Below are 19877 nucleotides of genomic sequence, written 5' to 3'. Positions count from 1 at the left end.
GACGGCAAACTTGCAGATTGCCTTTTATGCACCGTTAAAGCCGATTGATCATCCGATACCATCCGGGGATCGCCTGATGGCGCGCCTTCTGTGTGACGCGCTTTCGCAAGCCGGACATAAAGTTGATATCGCATCGCGCCTGCGCAGCCGGGTTGGCGATGGCAATATCCTGCGTCAGGCGCAAATTGCCGAACTGGCGTCAAAGCTGACCGCGCGGCTATTGCTGCAATATCAGAACGGCAAACGCAAGCGCCCTGATATCTGGTTTACCTATCATCTATATTACAAGGCCCCGGACTGGATTGGCCCGGTGATCGCGAATGTCCTTGGCATTCCCTATGTCGTGGCCGAGGCATCCTTTGCCCCCAAACGCGCAACCGGCCCCTGGGCGCAAAGCCACACAGCCGTTGAACATGCCTTGCGATGTGCCAGTGCGGTGTTTTCACTTAATCATGCGGATATGGAATGTCTTGCGACGATATGTGCTCACGACCGGTTGCATTATCTGCCACCCTTTACCCATACTAAAAACTGGCATGCTGCTGATCGCGGCCAAATTGATCCGGATAAACCGGTTCAGTTGGTAACAACCGCCATGATGCGACCGGGCGACAAGCTGAAATCCTACGAATTGCTGGCAAACGCACTCGGCTGGCTCAATGCGCGGAATGTGACGAACTGGCATCTTACGGTGATCGGAGATGGTCCCGCACGCGCGGATGTCGAGGCAGCCTTTGAACGCCACGCAATCAAATATGATCAACTTGATTTCGCCGGTCTTTGCGATGCCGATCATACGCGCATTCTTTTGGCGCGATCTGACATGTTTGTCTGGCCGGCGATCAACGAGGCCTATGGTATGGCACTACTTGAAGCACAGGCGGCAGCATTACCTGTTCTGGCAGGCGACTGTGGCGGTGTTTCGGGTATTGTAGCTGATTGCAAAACCGGATGGTTGGTGCCAGTTGGGGATGTTGATGCCTTTACCGACAAACTTGCCGAATGCTTGGCATCGGATCGGTACAGCATATTGCGCGATATCGGGCAGTCGGCCGCGCAAAAAGCAGAACAGATGCACACAATAACCGCGGCGGCCGAAAAGCTCGGTACTGTCCTGCATGATGTGATGGAAAGTCACGGGAAATGGAAACAGGGATGAGCATCTTTCATTTTGCCCTGTTAAGGCACGGTGTTACCGCGTGGAATGCGGAAAGACGTATTCAGGGCCAAAGCGATATTCCCCTGCTTCCCGAAACCGTTGATGAATATCGTGGCCTTCAGTTGCCCAAAAAATGGTGTGTTGTTCCATGGCGTGTCAGCCCGTTGATCAGGACAATTCAAACAGCAGACGCACTGGCGATTGATGGTGTTTCACCCGACGAGCATTGGATTGAGATGAACTGGGGCGACTGGGAAGGGAAAAAGCTTTCCGATCTGCGGCGTGATCTTGGTGCGCGAATGCAGGAAAACGAAGATCACGGCTGGGATTTTCGCCCGGATGGAGGCGAAAGCCCGCGTGAAGTTCTTTCCCGGGTCGAGGCCGCCTTGGCCGGGCATCGTGACGGTGATTTTGGTGTCGTAACCCACAAGGGTGTTATTCGTGCGGTCTATGCTGCGGCATGCGGTTGGAATATGATGGGAAAAAGCCCGGACAAACTCGATTGGAAAGCCGTTCATGTCTTTTCATGGTCTTCGGATGACGGGCTTGGCGTCGTTGATCTTAATTGCCGTCTGCTTGAACGGGACGGAACAACCTCATGACTGACATCCTGATATATGTTCAGCATTTGCTTGGTATTGGTCATGTGCGCCGTATCTCCCTGATCAATACGGAACTGAAAAAGCTCGGCATCAAGACAATCGTTGTCACCGGTGGTATCCCCGATGCCGCACTGGATTTCGGAAGCGACGATGTGATTCAGTTGCCACCTTGCCGAACCGCCGATAGCGGTTTTTCTGGATTGGTCGACGAGGCAGGCAATCCGGTTGATGAGGCATGGAAGCAGGCGCGAAAACACGCATTGCTTGATGCGTTCAAATCCGTGGCGCCCAAGCTTTTAATGATCGAAATGTTCCCGTTTGGCCGCCGTGCCTTCCGATTTGAATTGCTGCCACTGCTGGAACGGGCTGGGCAGGCGGGGATTCCCCGTGTTTGTTCTGTTCGTGACCTTCTGGTTCGCAAATCAGACCCGTCAAAAGAAGTTTGGATGCGCGATATTGCACGCAGTCATTTTGACCACGTGTTGGTTCACGGTGATCCGATGCTTTTTGGTTTCGGGCGTAGCTTCCCGTTTGCCAGTGATATTGCCGATATGATCGAATATACTGGTTATGTTGCGCCCAAAGCTGAGTTCGTGGGCGGCGAACGACAAGGTGTTCTTGTTTCTGCTGGCGGTGGTGCGGTCGGGGCTGCGCTGATTGAAGCTGCAATTATTGCGCGTCCGCTTTCAAGCCGGTTTGCCGATCAGCCATGGGATATTGTCACAGGGCCGCATTTCCCGACCAACACATTCCATCGCCTTGCGCAAAACCTGCCGTTCGGGGTCACGTTGCATCGCTTTTTGCCTGATTTCCGCGAACGGATGGCACGTGCCTGTGTTTCCGTCTCGCAGGCAGGCTATAATACCTTGATGGATGTTCTGGCGACGGAAACCGCGTCGGTAATGGTTCCATTCGCCGATGGCGGTGAAAGCGAACAGACTGAACGTGCTACTATTTTGGCGGGAAAGAAGGTGCTGTCGTTGCTTGATCCCGATGATTTAAGTGCACAATCCTTGGCAAATCAAATAGATCGGGCGAAAAATCCTGTTAAATTAGATATATCTCTGGACGGGGCAGGGATAACTGCGGCTAAACTCGCAGAAAGAATAAGAGGGAAGGCATGAGTAGCTGGGATCAACTTCGCGCAGAGCTGGATCTGTGGCAGTCCGAAGAATGGATTGCCACGATGTGGTGGCGCGACGATGACGCAGTTGCCGTTACATCGGCACTTGAAACGATGCTTGCCTTCGAACAGGATTATCGTGTTCCCTTGGCGCTTGCGGTGATTCCGGCTGATCTTGAGCATGATCTGGTGCTACGTCTGGCAGAAACACTTGATACCCGTGTTTTCCAGCATGGCTGGTCCCATGCCAATCATATGCCTGCTGGCCGAAAAAAGCAGGAATTTGACGATGTTCGCGATATTGGTGCGGTCCTTGCCGATATCCGCCGCGGCTTTGATATCCTGTCATCCCAGTTTGGCAATCGTTTCCTGCCGGTGATGGTGCCGCCATGGAACCGCATTGCCGATGACGTTATGCGGGCTTTGCCATCGCTTGGCCTGCGCGGCATCAGCACGTTTAATGCGAGACCGGATACATATCCTGTTTCCGGCCTTCTGATGGTCAATACCCATGTTGATGTTATTGACTGGCGCGGTACCCGTGGCTTTGCGGGCGAAGACCAATGCATTGCGGCGATGATTGCGCATTTGTCGGCCCGCCGAACCGGGCTGGTTGACGCCGCCGAGCCCACAGGGCTTCTGACGCATCATCTGGTTCATGACGACGCCACAACACGATTTCTTGAAAACCTGTTTTCGTTTGAGCATGCGGCGCTCAAATGGTTGCGAATTCCCGGAGTTTTCCCATGGCAATAAGCCCTATCGAAGAAACCGGCGGTATCGAAACAGTCGATCCGGTCAAGCCTGCGGGTGTGCGTGATCGTGATGTTCAGATCATGGGATATCCGCCGCGGCTTATGGCACCTGATATGGCGAAATCGGTTGCCGGATTGCTGATTTGCGGTGTCATTGCCCTGATTCCTGAAATGCTGCCGATTATTCAGTGGACGGCAGCCGGGCTGGCGCTTTTGTTCATTCTTTATTTTGCCCGCACATTAATGCAGTTTCAGTCAAAGATTTATGTTTCGGAATATGGTATCCGGATCAGCAACTTGCGCGGCGGGACCGCATTTGCATGGTCGGAACTTTCCAAATTCCGTTTGCGTTATTTCTCTACCCGTCGCGATGGCAGGAAAGGCTGGTTTGAACTGACCCTGCAAGCCGGGGATGCGAAAATCGTCACAGAATCAACATTGGACGGTTTTGATGATCTGCTTGAAATTGCGCGGGATTGGGCCAAAGATAACCAGTTACTGGTCGACGATATAACAAGAACGAATCTGATGCGTATGGACGAGGCCGAAACAATGGTTCAGGCAGCCGCATCAAGTCGGGCAGGCGGCATTGGCGAGGGAAGATGACCGATATTCTGCGTATCCGCGATTTGAAAGTCGAATTCGTTTTGCCGCATATGCGGGTCAAGGCGGTCGAAAATGTCAGTTTTCGCATTGGTGCGCAGGAAACCGTCGCCCTTGTTGGGGAATCCGGTTCTGGCAAAACCACCATTTCACAGGCGATCATGGGGTTGCTGCCCAAATCGGCACAGATCACCAACGGATCAATTGTTTTTGCCGATCCTAAAAAGCCGGGAACCCGCGTTGATATCGCGATGCTGGATCGCTCGGGTGCTGAAATGCGTTCCATTCGCGGTGGCCGTATTTCCATGATTTTTCAGGAGCCGATGAGCTCCCTGTCACCTCTTCATACCATCGGTGATCAGATTTGCGAGGCCGTGCGCCTCCATCGCAAGGTCGGCTCCAGCGAGGCCAAAGAGCTTGCCAGTGACATGCTGGGACTTGTCGGTTTTCCCAATCCAAAAAGATCCTTAAAGACATATCCGTTCGAGCTTTCCGGTGGTTTGCGCCAACGTGCCATGATTGCCATGGCAATGGTTTGCCGGCCGGCACTGCTGGTTGCGGACGAACCGACAACGGCACTTGATGTGACGATACAGGCCCAGACACTTCGCCTGATCAAGGATATGCAGGCCGAATTGCAAATGTCCGTACTGCTGATCACCCATGATCTTGGGGTGGTGGCCAACATGGCGGACCGCATGGTCGTGGTTTATGATGGCCGTGTTGTCGAAAGCGGTCTGACCCATGATGTGTTCGTCAATCCCGGTCACCTCTATACACAGTCGTTGCTGGCTGCTGTTCCGCATTTCGATATGGGACCTGACGAACGTTTGCGTCCCCTGCGTGAAATCAAGCCGAAGGTCGATAGTCTGCTGACTTTCTGCGGCGACAAAGACACATCTGAGCAAGGCGGGGATGTTCCTCCGTCGCTGGCATTGCATCCGGCAATGGCAAGCGAGCCGGTTCTGGCTGTGCGCCACCTTTACAAAAGTTTTGCGGTGCGCAAAGGCAACTGGCTAAAGACCGAGGAACAAGAAATTGCCGCTGTGGCGGATGTGTCTCTGACTGTTAATCGCGGTGAATGTGTCGGTCTGGTCGGCGAAAGTGGATGTGGCAAAACCACGCTTTCCAAACTGATCATGCGGGCGATGGCACCCGATAGCGGGTCGATCCTGTTCCGGGGGGAAAGCGGTCAGATGACCGAATTGACCGGCTTGAACGAAGATCAGCTCAACCCGTATCGCAAACGTATCCAGTTCGTTTTCCAGGACCCGTTCGGGTCCCTTAATCCACGGATGACCGTGCAGGACATAATTACCGAACCGTTGATTATTCATGGTATCGGTGATGCATCCTACCGTAAGAAAATGGTGCTGGAACTGATGGAACTGGTCGGGCTTGATCCCCGGTTCCTGAACCGGTATCCGCACAGCTTTTCGGGCGGCCAGCGCCAGCGTATCGGCATTGCACGGGCGCTGACGCTTAAACCCGACCTTCTGATTTTTGATGAACCGACATCGGCACTTGATGTATCGGTTCAGGCACAAATTTTAAACCTTCTCAAAGATTTGCAGCATGAACTTAAACTGACATACCTGTTTATTTCGCACAATCTGGCGGTGGTTGACTATATTGCGGACCGGATTGCTGTGATGTGTGCGGGGCGTATTGTTGAATCCGCACCACGCGAACAATTGTTCAGAAATCCGGTCCATCCCTATACCCAGGCATTGCTTAACGCCGTACCCTTTGCCGATCTGGATCATCTTCTGGATTTCACCAAGATTGTCGACGGCAAGGCTTCCGACCCGCGCCGCTGGCCTGCACCCTTTACCATTGATGCCCAATCTGATCCGCGCATGGTCCAGTTTGCCGAAGATCACTTTGTTCGTGCCGCACGTGCCGATTATCAGGAGATGGCCATATGAAGCCGACTATCGTTCCTGCGTTCTCTGCGGGTTGGTTTAACAAATCGCGCATGGCGTTCGTATGTCTGGGGTTCTCGGCGGTGATGTTTGCGGGGATGATATCGGCGGTCGACCCGGCAAAGGCTGAAATCCCGTATTTCGAGGATGCCGTATCAAAGGGGGAACTTCCCCCGATGGCGGCACGTCTGCCTGAACATCCCAAAGTCATCGACTTCACTGCCGAGAATAAGGAAATCGGCAAATATGGCGGTGATCTGGTGACCATCATGGGCCGTTCGCGCGATATTCGCATGGCGGTGGTTTATGGCTATGCCCGGCTGATCGGATATGACGAAAACCTGAACCTGCAACCTGATATTCTCGAAAGCCTTGATGTCAACGATGCCAGTAATGTCTTCACCCTGCATATTCGCAAAGGCCATAAATGGTCCGATGGTGAACCCTTTACCGCCGAGGATTTCCGCTATTTCTGGGAAGACATCGTCAATAACGATGAACTGTTTCCGGTCGGTCCGCCGCGTTTCCTGTTTGTTGGCGATGAACCGGCAACATTCGAGATTCTCGACGAATATACCGTTCGTTACAGTTGGTCCAAACCCAACCCGTTTTTCGTAACGGAACTGGCTGCAACCCGGCCGCCATTCATCTATCGGCCTGCACATTACCTGAAACAGTTTCACGCGAAATATCGAGATGCGGCCGAGCTGGATGCAATTGTCAAAGAACGAGGATTGCGCAGCTGGGCGGTGCTTCATACAGATAAGGACCGTCCTTACCGGCTTGAAAATGTGGAACGCCCATCGCTGGAACCATGGTTGATCCGGACCGAAGAACCGTCTGATCGCTTCATCTTTGATCGTAACCCGTACTATCATCGCGTTGATCCGGATGGCAATCAGCTGCCTTATATTGATCGGATGATCTTCAATATCTCGAATGCCAAACTGGTTCCGGCCAAGGTCGGCGCGGGCGAGGTTGATCTGCAAAGCCGGATTCTGTCCTTGCAGGATTACACCTTCCTCAAACAGTCCGAGCCGCAGCAAAACTTCAAGGTGAACCTTTGGGATGTCGGTTACGGTGCCTATGCGGCACTTTATCCGAACCTGACCTGTTCTGATCCGGTTTGGCGGAAATTATTGCGCGATGTGAAATTCCGCCGGGCATTGTCGCTTGCCATCAACCGAACAGAGATCAACCGGGTGATGTTCTTTGGTCTGGCGGCACCGACCAACAATACGGTCCTGCCCAAAAGCCCGCTTTTCAAACAGGAATACCGCGACAGTTATATTGAGTTCGATGTCAAGAAGGCCAATGCGCTGCTTGATGAAATGGGTCTGACCAAACGCAATGGCGATGGCATTCGCTTGATGCCCGATGGTCGACCGCTTGAAATCATTGTCGAAACCATGGGCGAAAACCCCGAACATGACGACATGCTTGAACTGATCGGGGATAGCTGGAAACAGATTGGTATAAAGCTGTTCGTCAAGGGATTGCAGCGCGAAGTTCTGCGCAATCGGGCCTATAGCGGCGAAACCATCATGTCGATCTTTAATGGTGTCGATAGCGGCCTTGCAACGCCGGGTACAGTTCCGGCGGAATTCGTTCCGATCCAGCAGGACAGCCTGCAATGGCCGAAATGGGGACAGTATTTCCAGACCAATGGCGAGGCGGGCGAGGCACCGGATATGCCCGCCGCCAAGGAACTGATGGACCTTTATGGTAAATGGGCCAATGGCAATGACGCGGCCCGAAAGGACGCATGGCAGCGTATTCTTGATATCAATGCGGAAAACATGTTCTCGATCGGTCTAATCGGCAATGTGCCGCAGCCGGTCGTGGTTCGCAACGATCTGCGCAACGTGCCGGAAAAGGGCATACATAGCTGGGAACCGGGTGCATTCTTTGGCATTTACCGTCCCGATACATTCTGGTGGGACCGTTGATCGCAATGATCTGAAAACGAACGTATCATTCCGGACAGGGAAACCTGAGCCGATGCGACAGGGGGAGCTTAACCGCCGATGCTGACTTTCTTGGCAAGACGGCTTTTTGTCATGATGCCCACGCTGTTTTTCATCAGCGTGCTGGTGTTTATTATCATTCAATTGCCGCCGGGCGACTTCCTGTCCACCTATCTGAATGAATTGCAGGCGCAGGGCGAGGCGGTCGATCCTGCCAAAATTGCTTTCCTCAAACAGCAATACGGTCTCGATCAACCGCTTTGGCAGCAATATTTCGATTGGGCGTGGGGTCTGTTACACGGCGACCTTGGTTTCTCGTTTGAATATAACCTGCCGGTTACCGAGGTGGTTGGGGATCGTCTGTGGTTATCGGTCGTTCTGAATTTCAGCACGGTTCTGTTCATCTATGCCGTCAGCTTCCCAATCGGGATTTATTCTGCAACCCGCCAATATAGCTGGGGCGACTACGGCTTTACCTTGCTCGGTTTCCTCGGCCTTGCCATGCCGAACTTCCTGTTTGCGCTGATCCTGCTGTATTACGCCAATGTTGTGTTTGGGACTTCCATCGGCGGTCTGATGGACCCGGAATTCATCAATCAGGGTTGGTCTTTTGCCAAGATCATGTCGGTTGCCGAACATCTTTGGGCGCCGGTGCTGGTGATCGGGACATCAGGGACCGCGTCGATGATCCGGCGCCTGCGTGCCAATCTTCTTGATGAACTTGGCAAACAATATGTTGTCACGGCCCATGCCAAGGGCTTGTCGCCAAAGCGCGTTTTGTTCAAATACCCGCTGCGCATGGCATTGAATCCGTTTATCGCCGATATCGGCAATATCCTGCCTCAGGTCGTATCGGGTTCTGTTCTGGTATCTGTTGTGATGTCGCTGCCAACAACCGGGCCGATGTTGCTTGCCGCCCTACAAAGTCAGGACATGTATCTGGCCGGATCGTTCCTGATGTTTCTGGCATTGCTGACTGTGATCGGCATGTTTGTGTCCGATCTGCTTCTTGCATGGCTTGATCCCCGAATTCGTCTGCAAGGAGGGGTATCGCAATGAGCCGCAGCGACGATAAACGTAACGAGCATTTCGTTGATACCGCGCCCTTCGATCCCTGGGATCGCGAGGAACTGACACCCGCGCAGGAAAAATACTATCTCGCATCGCAGTGGAAGCTGATCTGGTGGCGGCTTAAACGCCATCGGCTGGCGTATGTTTCGCTGATCATTCTGGCGATCATGTATGCATCCGTTTTCATTGTCGAAATCCTGGCGCCCTATGCACAGGAAACCCGGAATTCCGAATACATCCATCATCAACCGCAAGCGATCCACCTGTTTCACGACGGGAAATTTGTCGGGCCGTTTACCTATGGCACCGATTTCTCGATTGATATGGAAACGCTGAAACCGATCTATACGCCAAGCGACAGCCGCGTTGAAAAAATCCGCTTCTTCTGTTCCGGCGATCCCTATGAATTCTGGGGCCTGTTCGAGGCCGATTTTCATGTCATGTGCCCGGCCGAGGAAGGAACCCTGTTCTTGTTGGGTACGGATCGTCTGGGCCGCGATATGTTGTCGCGCATGATTTATGGCGCGCGTGTGTCGCTGACCATCGGTTTGGTCGGTATCGCCGTAAGCTTCATTCTGGGCATCCTGATCGGCGGGGCGGCGGGATATTACGGCGGCTGGGTCGATGCAAGCGCGCAGCGCCTGATCGAAGTCATCCGCTCGATGCCGGAAATTCCGTTATGGATGGCACTTTCAGCAGCATTGCCGGTAACCTGGAGCCCCATTCTGATCTATTTCGGTATCACGATCATTCTGGGCCTGATCGACTGGACGGGGCTTGCCCGCGCGGTACGTTCGAAACTTCTGGCACTGCGTGAAGAAGACTATGCCCTTGCCGCCCGTCTGATGGGGGCCAAGCCAAAACGCATCATAGCCCGTCATCTGCTGCCAAACTTTGCCAGTCACCTGATCGCGTCGGTAACCCTCTCGATCCCGAACATGATCCTTGGCGAAACCGCACTCAGTTTCCTTGGTCTTGGCCTCCGGGCACCTGTCACCAGTTGGGGCGTGCTGTTAAACGAGGCCCAGAACATCAACGCCGTTGCTGTCTATCCATGGCTGATGTTGCCGGTGGTGCCGGTGGTGATCGTTGTTCTAGCGTTCAACTTCCTTGGCGATGGCCTGCGCGACGCAGCTGATCCTTACAAGAACTGAGTTTGAACTCGGATCCGATAATAAAAAAGCCCGCCGGATAATGGCGGGCTTTTTTGGGTTAAGGCGGCAACCGGGGGCTAGTAGTGTGCGCCAGCTTTTGATTTAAGCTGCGCCATGGCCGGAATCAGCGCAACCAGCGACAAGGCCAAACCAAAACCGGAAACGGCTGGCCAACCGCCCAGTCCCCATGCATAGGTCGCCCCGGCCGAGCCGAACGAACCGCCAAGGAACATACCGGTCATATAAACGGTGTTGATCCGGCCGCGGGCCTCTGGCAGCAGGCCAAAGATCACATGCTGGTTGGAAATCATCGCACTTTGCACGCCGAAATCCAAAATGATCACCCCGACGATCAACCCTGCAAGAGCCGTCCAAAGTCCGAATGCCAGCCACGAAATCACGCAAATGATGACACCTGCGGCAATGACGCGCGCAGGACCATATCGGTCTGCCAACCGGCCCGAAAGGGGCGCTGCCAGAACGCCAATCGCGCCCAAAACCCCAAATAGCCCGGCGATATCAGCACCCAGCTGATAATCGGGTTCCTGAAGATGCAGGGCCAATATGGTCCAGAAGGCCGAAAATGATCCGAACAGGGCGGCTTGCGTCAATGTCGCCCGGCGAAGGGCAGGCAGCTGCTTACACAGGAACAGCACGGATAAAAGCGCCTCTCCATAGCCGATGGATGTCCGCGCCTTGTCCTTTGGCAACATCACGGCCATTACGATGGCGGCAAGAACGGCCACCGGGGCAGCAAGCCAGAACATCTCGCGCCAGCCAAGATGGGTCGACACAAACCCCGCCAGTGTCCGGCTCAGAAGAATGCCGCACAGCAAACCCGCCATGACCGTGCCAATGGTTTTTCCGCGGTTTTCGGGAGGGGTCAGTGCGGTTGCATAGGGAATGATTTGCTGGGCCACCGTCGAACAGGCACCAAGCAATATTGAAGAAATAAACAGAACATAATCCGTTGGTGCCGATCCTTCGATTACAAGAACCAGTGCCAGCAACAGGAACAGGATAACAATCAGTTTGCGCCGGTCAAACAGATCGCCAAGCGGGACGAGTAAAAACAAACCAACTGCATATCCCAACTGCGTTGCGGTCGGGATCAGGGCCGCGGTGCTGCTTTGATTGAACTCGGCCATGATGATGCCAAGCATCGGTTGATTATAATAGATATTGGCAACGGCAAGACCGGCAGCAACCGCCATGACAAAGGCCAGTCCCCGGCCAAGACCCGGAGCATCTGTTCGCGACATCGATTTAATCCTGATTAACCGTGGTTCGAGTGGAAAGACGTTTTCCCGACAGGCTTGCGGGGCTTTTGCCCCGTCATTTCCGTCAATACGGTTTGAATGGATCCTGATCCTGTTTGGACTACTTTTTACGCAACCACAAGCTGGTTTCATGTGCCCCATCAGGCAGATGAATGCCATTGGCGATGGAGTTTGCAATAATGTTATTCAGGCGTGTAATGGCATAGGCACTCGACCACAGGATTTCAAACCCGTTACCTGCCAGCAACGCTGCAACCCCCTGCTGTTCATTGTATCCGCGCCACTGCCAGATTTCCGGATAATCATCGGGCAGGGTGATGTCATGGATATGAATGATCGCCCCACTGGGCAATGCCGGTATGACCGTTGAAAACAGCAGATCAACATCCGTGCCCGGCATCAGGATATGGCTTGAATCAATCGAAAGAATATCCGCACCCGACAATGTCCTGAACACAGCCGGATCGGCCTTTTGCACGATGCTGCGTTCTATCGTGATCGGCAGGGCGGCAATATCGGCCCGCGGGGCCGGATCAATTGCGAGAAAGATGGTGTCGAGTTCTCCATCAAGAATGGCGCGATAGTAAAACCGTGTTGAATGGCCCGATCCGATTTCAATAATCCGTTCCGGGCGAAATTCACGCGTCAGGACATAGGCCAACATCCCGTCTAGCCGCGGGAACCAGCTTTGTTGCCAACGTGGATCGGGTGGGGTGGCATTGCCGAAACTGGCAAATGCGTCCTGATATTTGTTGGCCTTGGTTAGCCACGCCTTCATGGTCGGTGCCGCGTGATCCATCATGGCCTCGATTGCCGGATAATGCGGTCGGCCAACGGTACGGGCCGTTTCGGCGGCATAGCGATAGGGAATGAAATAACCGGCTGGCGACGCCGTCAAAAGCGTTCTAAGTCCCAGTTTCAAACGGCGCCATTTCCGTGAAAGCGGAAGATTGCTCATCAGATTTCCCCCCGGCATGTCCCGGTCATTCACAAAACGTGTTGTCTTCGCCGCGCCAGCGCCGGATCAGCCAAAGCGCAAAGAAGAAAGCAACAATCGAAAGTCCGCTCATGGCGTAATAGGCATGAGACCCGAAATGATCATAAAGCGGACCGGACGCCCAGATCGCACTGCCAAGAAAAACACCCATCGACAATGTCGCCATCAAGCTTTGCGCCGACGTCGCCAATTGGGATGGCACCGCACGGGCAATAAAGCTGACGGCCGCCAGATGGGTAATACCAAATGTCATGGCGTGCAATGGCTGCACCAGAACAATCATCCAGAAATTATCGGTCATACCCAGAACCGTCCAGCGCAGAACGCCTGACGCCGCTCCGATGACAAACAGGATACCTGGATGCCGACCGCGAATATATTTTCCGGCAAAGGCAAACAGGGCGATTTCGGCAATCACCCCGATCGACCAGAATGCCCCAATCACATCATGGGGATAACCGACATTTTCCCAGTGGACAGAGGCAAAGCTGTAATACGTCCCATGCGATCCTTGTGCAAAACCGATGCAGCCCAGATAAATCAGGAAGACCGGTTTACGCAGCAGATAGATGATCGACGAACCGGAACGTAATGGCCGGTCGGTTTGCGGATCGGGCATGCGGGTGACGATGGCAAAATTGACAATCCCGGCAATAAACAGCAACCAGACAATCCATGTGGTCGATGTGCCATCAAGAACCCATCCCGCACCATAGGATGCGGCGATAAAGGCAAGTGACCCCCAAAGTCGTACCCGGCCGTAGTCAAGTTCCTTGGCCTTGCATTCATGAACCGTAATCGTTGTCCCCAGTGGCAATAACGGTGCAAAGCTAAAGCCGATGATCACGGATAATCCGGCTAGCCACCAGAAATTGCTCGATACCGGAAAGGCAAGAACCGTAATGACGTAAATCCCCGCCAGCCAAAGCATCGGCGTTTTACGATTGCCGGTGCGATCTGCGCGCTGCGCAATCAACGGATCGGCAAAAACCCGAACCCAGTTGGGCAGGGACAGCAGGATGCCGATCTCGCCCGCCGATAATCCCTGACTTTTCAACCAGACCGGCCAATAGGGCAAAAACACACCCTGAATAAGGAAAAGCCCCACGAAAAACAGCGCAAGCACGGTTGTGGTTTTCATACGCGGGTCGTCAAATGACGGAAGGACGTGCTTGTTGATCATGCTGTGATTTGCCGCCGTTTAAGACCACGCACGATGAACCGTGCGGGATGGATCGCATCCATCAGGGACTTTTCGAGCGGCAGGGGCATATTGCAAATCTCGCTGGCAATTATTTCGGCGGCAAGGGGGGCTGCGATCAGCCCACGCGCGCCAAATCCGGTACAGATATACACGTCTTTGTGGTAAGGCGCATCGATATATCGCGCCGCCTTTTTCCCTTTGTCTATATCGTGATAGGCCGAAAGATAGGCATCGTAATCCGGTGCTGGACCGATCATCGGCAGGTGATCCGGGGTTGTGGTCCGCAATGCCGCCCGACCGTCAAGTTTTATCGCTTCCAGCCTATCGGCAAGCTCGGGCAGGACGCGGCCCAACTGTCGGCGGTTATGGGCATGGTCAGTTTCGCGCAGGTCCGTCTGATCATCATTGCGATCAAATGTCGCACCAAAAACATGGATACCCGCACGCGCCGGTGTCAGGTAACCCTTGTGACTGAGCACGCAGCGAATTTTGGCATCGCCGTAGCATTCGCGCAATGCGCTGTCGTCAAAGTAACTGATCTGCCCGCGTACCGGGCGCAGATGGTCTGAAAGCCATGCGGTTTGATCAAGCCCCTTTGTTTCGGTCGCACCGGCAATGATCACGGCATCAAAGGGGCCAAATTCCTGCCCCCCAACCGAATGCAGGACCTTGTCCGTACCATATTCGGAAATTGCAGCAATCGATGTGTTGGTGTGGCACTCGATCCCGCTGGCAAGACAGGTCACCAACGATGGTGGATTGACCCAGCCAGCACCAGGATAAAACAAGCCACCATGTGGCAGCGGCAACCCAAAGGCGCTACTCGCAGCTTCACGGTCCAGAACATGAACCAGATTGCGGCTGTCCGGCAGGCGCTGCATCATGCCTGCCTGACGCTCTTCGTCGCGCTGGCTGGAAATCAGATCCAATACGCCGCAAAAATCGGCTTCGATCTCCCCTGCTTCGGACAGTCGGCGGACCAGTCGTTGGCTGTATCGAAAGCCCGCTTCGTAAAAGCGTCCTGTTATGGCGTTATCAGCGGTGAAATAGGGTTCAAGCATCCCGATGGGATTGCCTGATGCCGCATTTGCCAAGCGTTCGGATTTTTCAAAAAGCGTAACCGCGCATCTGCGATTTTGAAGCGCCCGTGCACAGGCGGCCCCGGCCATGCCGCCGCCAATGATCGCGACACGTTTGTTATCCGTCACTTTTGGCAATACAAACCAAGGGTTTTCGTCCATTCCTTTGCCGCGATCTGCGCTTTTATCGGTCGCTTTCGGGGCAAGGCGGGCCGTGATCATATCGCGCTTATAGGCATATCCCTTGCGCTTGGCGACTTCAAACCCGGCCTGTTCCAGCCCGTCACGCACGATACGTGCTGCACTGAATGTCGAAAGGGTCGCGCCATCACGGCTTGATGCCGCGGCAAGGGCGGTGAACAATTCCGGTCGCCACATATCGGGATTGCGCGACGGGGCAAAACCGTCAAGGAACCAGCAATCGACCATTCCGTGATAATCGCGATAACAGTCAATCGCATCCCCGATCAGGAGTGTCAGCGTGACCGAACCATCGCCCAGATCAAACCGGTGCACACCGGGCAACATCGTTCCGGTTGGCCATTGTGTGACCAGTTGGTCAGAAATTTCGGCCAATTCCAGCCAGTTCTGATGCGCGCGCGCAATCGCATCACGCGTCAGCGGGAATTTCTCGACCGATACGAAATGAAGCCGTTTGGACCGCGCCGGGTCCTTTTGCCAGCAATCCCACGCGGCAAGGAAATTTAATCCTGTGCCAAAGCCGGTTTCACCAATCGTGAAATTCTCCCGGTTTTGCCATGCTTCGGGCAGGTTATTGCCCGAAACAAACACATATTGCGTTTCGGCCAATCCGTTTTTTGGATTGTAATAGATGTCGCCAAATTGCGGGGAAAAGGGGACGTTGCCTTCCCGCCATGTAATGCCGCCGGTTTGTCTCGCGGCTTCGGGCGATTGTTCATCTGCGCTCATGCAGACAATGCCTCGGCATCTTCTTTGGAAACCAGTGCCAGTGCCTCGCGCACCGTATCAACTCCCGCGCCCTTGCGATGGGCATTTTCGCTTAAATACCGGCGCCATTGTTTGGCTCCGCGCATCTGCTGAAACAGGCCAAGCATATGCCGCGTCACATGGCCAAGCGTCCCGTTGTTCGATTTCAGATGTTCGTCGATATAGGGCAACATCGCCTCTGCCACCTGATGACGGCTTAAGGGCGGCGTGTCATCGCCATAAAAACGCCGATCCACATCCGAAAGCACATAGGGGTTCTGATAGGCTTCCCGCCCGATCATCACGCCGTCCATCTGTTTCAGATGTTCTTCGGTTTCATCCAGTGTCTTGATGCCGCCATTGATCAGGATTTCAAGTTCCGGCAATTCCTGTTTCAACTGGTAAACCAGATCATATTTGAGCGGCGGGACTTCGCGGTTTTCCTTGGGACTAAGCCCGTTCAGCCATGCCTTGCGGGCATGCACGATGAAAGTTCTGCACCCGGCATCCGCCACGGTTTCCACAAACCGTTTAAGCGATGGGTAATCTTCCTGATCGTCGATACCGATGCGGTTTTTAACCGTTACCGGTGCGTCACTGGTGCCAATCATCGCTTTGACGCAATTTGCTACCACATCGGGGGTCGCCATCAGACAGGCACCAAATGCCCCGTTCTGCACGCGATCCGACGGACAACCGCAATTCAGGTTGATCTCGTCATAGGCATAATCATTGGCAATCTCGCAGGCACGCGCCAGATCATCGGGGTTGCTTCCGCCCAGTTGCAGGGCAACGGGATGCTCTGCCGTGTTATAGCGCAAATGCCGGTCCGCCCCACCATGGATGATCGCACCCGTGGTAACCATTTCGGTATAAAGCAGCGCATGCCGACTGATCTGCCGCAAGAAATAGCGATCATGCCGGTCCGTCCAATCCATCATCGGGGCGACGGAAATACGCCGATTGACAGTCATACCGAGTTGTTCCTGAACCTGTGCACGTGAATGGGGTTGCCGGTTTCCGGGCGCGGTCTTTATATATGTTCCGGGATTTAGGGTCAAAACCCATTCGGCGATGCATGGCTGCATCGCATATTACGACATACAGGAAGCATTCATGATTACGGTCTATGGCATCAAAAACTGCGACACAGTCAAAAAATCCCTTAAATGGTTCGACGCCAAGGGGATTGATCACACGTTTCATGATTTCCGCATTGACGGAATTGATGCCAAAACCATCGAAGGGTGGCTTGCCGAAGTCGGCGGCAAAGCCCTGATCAATAAACGCGGGCCAAGCTATCGTAATCTTTCCGATGGTGACAAGGCCGTGCTTGAAAATGACGATGCGGCGGCCGCCGCCATCCTTGCGGCTAATCCGACCGTGATCAAACGGCCGGTTGTCGATTTCGGCACAATCCGCACGGTAGCCTATGATGAAGGACGCTGGTCCGAACTGGCTGGGGCATGAGTGACAGGATGATGGACGCGACTGTGACTAAACCTGTCGTGCGCGGCGTGATCTTTGATTGTGATGGTGTTCTGGTTGATACCGAAAACCTGGCAAACAGGGTTCTGACCGATCTGCTTTGCGAATATGGCTGTGACATGACCCCGGCGCAAAGCCACCAATTCTTTATCGGTGGCACGCTGGCGGCTGTTGCACCCAAAATGGCTGAATCTTTTGGTGTGACCTTGCCCGACGACTGGATTAAGGAATGTTATGCCAGAACCTTCAAATCATTTGAAAAAGATTTGAAGCCATATCCAGACCTGGATCCTGTTCTCGACCTTCTGGATACCAAAGGGATCCCGATGGCAATCGGTAGCAACGGCCCGCATGACAAAATGGATGTATCGCTTGGCAAGGTTGGGTTGCTGGATCGTTTTCGTGGTCGGATATGCTCCGCCCATGATGTGCAACATGCAAAACCGGCCCCCGATGTTTATTTGCTGGCTGCTGAGAAAATCGGTATCGACATCACCGAATGCGTGGTTATCGACGACAGCATCAGCGGTGTGCGTGCCGGTGTTGCATCGGGGGCCACGACAATCGGTCTGGTCGATCTGACATCGGCGGATGCTCTGCGCGGGGCAGGGGCGCATTATGTCGCAGAAAATCATCTGGCATTGCGCGACTTTCTGGCTGATTGGCTTGTTTGACAAAAAAAGGCGGCATCGCAATCGATGCCGCCCGTCCTCAAATCATCGAAATCTATCTTTACTCGCCGATAACAATGCCTTCGCGTCGTGGATCTGCCCCGCCAATCAGACCCTGATCGGTAATCCGGATGATGTGCAAACCGGAATTAAGATCGCGGATCTCGGTTTTGAAACCGCGTTGCTGAAGGTATGGCTCAAGTGCCTCGGCCTCTGTTCCGGCCTCAATATCAAAGGTTCCGAACCGGTTGATCAGATGGGGCATGTTGATGGCCTGCTGCGGGTCCATGCCCCAGTCAATCATCCCGACTAGCGCCTGTGCGACATACCCGATAATCCGCGATCCGCCCGGTGACCCGGCGGCGATAACCGGTTTGCCTTCCTGCATGACGATTGTCGGCGCCATGGAAGAACGCGGGCGTTTGCCCGGTTCCAGCCGATTGGCAATCGGCACACCGTTGCTGTGTGTCTTGAACGAAAAATCGGTCAGTTCATTGTTCAACATAAAGCCGCGGACCATCAGGCGCGAGCCAAAGCCGTTTTCAATGGTGGTGGTCATCGACACAACGTTACCCATGGCATCGACAATTGAAAAATGGCTGGTGCTGGGGAATTCGATTGCTTCATCATCGGCAAGCCGCATGGCGTGGCTGAATGCGGGCATGCCAGGTTCCACACTTTCCAGCGCCTGGTCGCTTTCCAGAAGCTTCGATCTTTGCGCCAGATAATCCTTGTCCAGTAATCCGGTCAAAGGCATAGGCACAAAATCGATATCAGCCATATATCGCCCGCGATCGGCAAAGGCCAAACGTGATGCATCACCAATCAATCGCCAGCTTTCCGGTGATTTTGGGCCAAAATCACCAATATCAAACGGTTCGATCAGCCCAAGTATCTGTCCGACCGTCAGGGCACCGGATGATGGCGGGCCCATTCCACATATTTCATATCCGCGATAATCGGTGCAAACCGGCTCACGTTCCTTGACAGTATAATTGGCAAGGTCTTTCAGGGACAGAACACCGGGGTTCCAGCTTGCCCCCTGAACCTTGTTAATGATGTCATTGGCAATCGGCCCAAAATAGAACCCGTCAGTACCGTTTTGTGCCAACGCCTTAAGGGTATTGGCATATTCCGGGTTTTTCAGAAGCGCACCTTCTTCAAGCGGCGCGCCATTGACGTCAAAGAAATAGCCCCTTGCGGTGTCATCGCGCGATAGCTTTTCGGCATCCTCGGCGATCAGTCCGGCAAGGCGAGGGGAGAGATTAAAACCGATTTCGGCGCGCTCTATAGCAGGGGCCAGCAATGTGGGCCATTCCAGTTGACCCCATTTTTCGTGGGCTGCTTTCAGTAATGCTGGTGTTCCCGGAGTTCCAACCGAACGACCGCCGACAACCGCATTATAAAATTCCATTGGTTCGCCTGCTTCGGTCTGAAACAGGGTAGTTGTGGCGGCCATCGGCGCCGTTTCGCGGCCATCCATGGTTGTCAGCTTGTCGCTGCTCGCATCAAAATAAACCAGAAAGGCACCGCCCCCCAGTCCCGACGACTGTGGCTCAACTAGTCCAAGCATTGTCTGAACGGCGACCATGGCATCAATGGCATTGCCACCGCGACGAAGCACATTTGCACCGGCTTCAACCGCCAGCGGGTTGGCCGCCGTAACCATCCAGTTCGGGGCGCGAACAGCGTCGCGATGTGAAACCGGCGATGTCGCACTTTCGGGGGCAATCGCATCCGTGGCCTGTTGTGCATTGACCGGCAGTGTCAGCAATATCGCCGTTGCACTGCTCAGCAGAAAGGACCGCAGACGGAAACCTTTGATCATGTAGGGCATGTCACCAACCTTTT

The 19877-nt window shown here is 54.0% G+C and carries 17 protein-coding genes; 11 read left to right on the top strand and 6 right to left on the bottom strand.

Annotated elements, in window-relative coordinates:
- Positions 1 to 10 precede the first annotated feature (10 nt).
- The 9 genes from TH468_RS13600 (at position 11) to TH468_RS13560 (ending at position 10359) form a co-directional block, all read left to right on the top strand.
- Complete coding sequence (locus tag TH468_RS13600) at positions 11 to 1159, top strand: glycosyltransferase family 4 protein (protein ID WP_085644966.1); 1149 nt, start codon at positions 11 to 13, stop codon at positions 1157 to 1159.
- Positions 1156 to 1761, top strand: coding sequence for a histidine phosphatase family protein (locus tag TH468_RS13595; protein WP_085644964.1), 606 nt, complete (start codon positions 1156 to 1158; stop codon positions 1759 to 1761). Before TH468_RS13600 ends, TH468_RS13595 begins: the two co-directional genes overlap by 4 nt.
- Entirely contained in the window at positions 1758 to 2885 is a 1128-nt protein-coding gene (locus TH468_RS13590) for a glycosyltransferase family protein (RefSeq protein WP_085644962.1), read from the top strand. The genes TH468_RS13595 and TH468_RS13590 overlap by 4 nt, the downstream gene beginning before the upstream one ends.
- Positions 2882 to 3640 carry a polysaccharide deacetylase family protein gene (locus TH468_RS13585; protein WP_085644960.1) on the top strand — a complete coding sequence of 253 codons (759 nt, stop codon included), beginning with the start codon at positions 2882 to 2884 and terminating at the stop codon, positions 3638 to 3640. Before TH468_RS13590 ends, TH468_RS13585 begins: the two co-directional genes overlap by 4 nt.
- Complete coding sequence (locus tag TH468_RS13580; RefSeq protein ID WP_085644958.1) at positions 3631 to 4245, top strand: hypothetical protein; 615 nt, start codon at positions 3631 to 3633, stop codon at positions 4243 to 4245. Before TH468_RS13585 ends, TH468_RS13580 begins: the two co-directional genes overlap by 10 nt.
- On the top strand, positions 4242 to 6170 hold the full coding sequence (locus tag TH468_RS13575; RefSeq protein WP_085644957.1) for an ABC transporter ATP-binding protein: 1929 nt from the start codon (positions 4242 to 4244) through the stop codon (positions 6168 to 6170). Before TH468_RS13580 ends, TH468_RS13575 begins: the two co-directional genes overlap by 4 nt.
- Positions 6167 to 8116 (top strand): ABC transporter substrate-binding protein, encoded by a 1950-nt coding sequence (locus TH468_RS13570; protein ID WP_085644955.1) that lies wholly within the window; start codon positions 6167 to 6169, stop codon positions 8114 to 8116. Before TH468_RS13575 ends, TH468_RS13570 begins: the two co-directional genes overlap by 4 nt.
- Before the next feature lie 78 nt (positions 8117 to 8194).
- A complete protein-coding gene (locus TH468_RS13565) occupies positions 8195 to 9193 on the top strand; it encodes an ABC transporter permease (RefSeq protein WP_085644953.1) in 999 nt (332 codons plus the stop codon).
- Positions 9190 to 10359, top strand: a complete 1170-nt coding sequence (locus TH468_RS13560) for an ABC transporter permease (protein ID WP_085644951.1) — start codon at positions 9190 to 9192, stop codon at positions 10357 to 10359. The genes TH468_RS13565 and TH468_RS13560 overlap by 4 nt, the downstream gene beginning before the upstream one ends.
- Positions 10360 to 10436: 77 nt before the next feature.
- On the opposite strand, the gene TH468_RS13555 is transcribed toward TH468_RS13560, so the two are convergent.
- The 5 genes from TH468_RS13555 to dusA form a co-directional block, all read right to left on the bottom strand.
- Positions 10437 to 11621, bottom strand: a complete 1185-nt coding sequence (locus TH468_RS13555; RefSeq protein ID WP_085644949.1) for an MFS transporter — start codon at positions 11619 to 11621, stop codon at positions 10437 to 10439.
- A gap of 118 nt (positions 11622 to 11739) precedes the next feature.
- A complete protein-coding gene (locus TH468_RS13550) occupies positions 11740 to 12597 on the bottom strand; it encodes a class I SAM-dependent methyltransferase (RefSeq protein ID WP_085645300.1) in 858 nt (285 codons plus the stop codon).
- 25 nt (positions 12598 to 12622) lie between these two features.
- Entirely contained in the window at positions 12623 to 13819 is a 1197-nt protein-coding gene (locus tag TH468_RS13545; RefSeq protein ID WP_085644947.1) for a 3-phenylpropionate MFS transporter, read from the bottom strand.
- A complete protein-coding gene (mnmC, locus tag TH468_RS13540; RefSeq protein WP_085644945.1) occupies positions 13816 to 15849 on the bottom strand; it encodes a bifunctional tRNA (5-methylaminomethyl-2-thiouridine)(34)-methyltransferase MnmD/FAD-dependent 5-carboxymethylaminomethyl-2-thiouridine(34) oxidoreductase MnmC in 2034 nt (677 codons plus the stop codon). Before mnmC ends, TH468_RS13545 begins: the two co-directional genes overlap by 4 nt.
- On the bottom strand, positions 15846 to 16841 hold the full coding sequence (gene dusA / locus TH468_RS13535; protein WP_085645298.1) for a tRNA dihydrouridine(20/20a) synthase DusA: 996 nt from the start codon (positions 16839 to 16841) through the stop codon (positions 15846 to 15848). The genes mnmC and dusA overlap by 4 nt, the downstream gene beginning before the upstream one ends.
- Positions 16842 to 16983: 142 nt before the next feature.
- Here dusA and TH468_RS13530 point away from each other — a divergent pair, with 142 nt between their 5' ends.
- Together TH468_RS13530 and TH468_RS13525 are read left to right on the top strand one after the other, a co-directional pair.
- Positions 16984 to 17337 carry an ArsC/Spx/MgsR family protein gene (locus tag TH468_RS13530; RefSeq protein WP_085645296.1) on the top strand — a complete coding sequence of 118 codons (354 nt, stop codon included), beginning with the start codon at positions 16984 to 16986 and terminating at the stop codon, positions 17335 to 17337.
- Between the two features lie 8 nt (positions 17338 to 17345).
- Complete coding sequence (locus tag TH468_RS13525; RefSeq protein ID WP_246832330.1) at positions 17346 to 18029, top strand: HAD family phosphatase; 684 nt, start codon at positions 17346 to 17348, stop codon at positions 18027 to 18029.
- Positions 18030 to 18087: 58 nt separating this feature from the next.
- On the opposite strand, the gene ggt is transcribed toward TH468_RS13525, so the two are convergent.
- The gene (gene ggt / locus TH468_RS13520) at positions 18088 to 19863 is read right to left on the bottom strand and encodes a gamma-glutamyltransferase (protein ID WP_246832329.1); all 1776 of its coding nucleotides are present in this window, start codon (positions 19861 to 19863) and stop codon (positions 18088 to 18090) included.
- Positions 19864 to 19877: the final 14 nt, after the last annotated feature.

It is taken from the genome of Thalassospira sp. MCCC 1A03138 (assembly GCF_002115785.1).
Classification (GTDB): domain Bacteria; phylum Pseudomonadota; class Alphaproteobacteria; order Rhodospirillales; family Thalassospiraceae; genus Thalassospira.
This window is presented reverse-complemented; position numbering and strand designations above follow the sequence as displayed.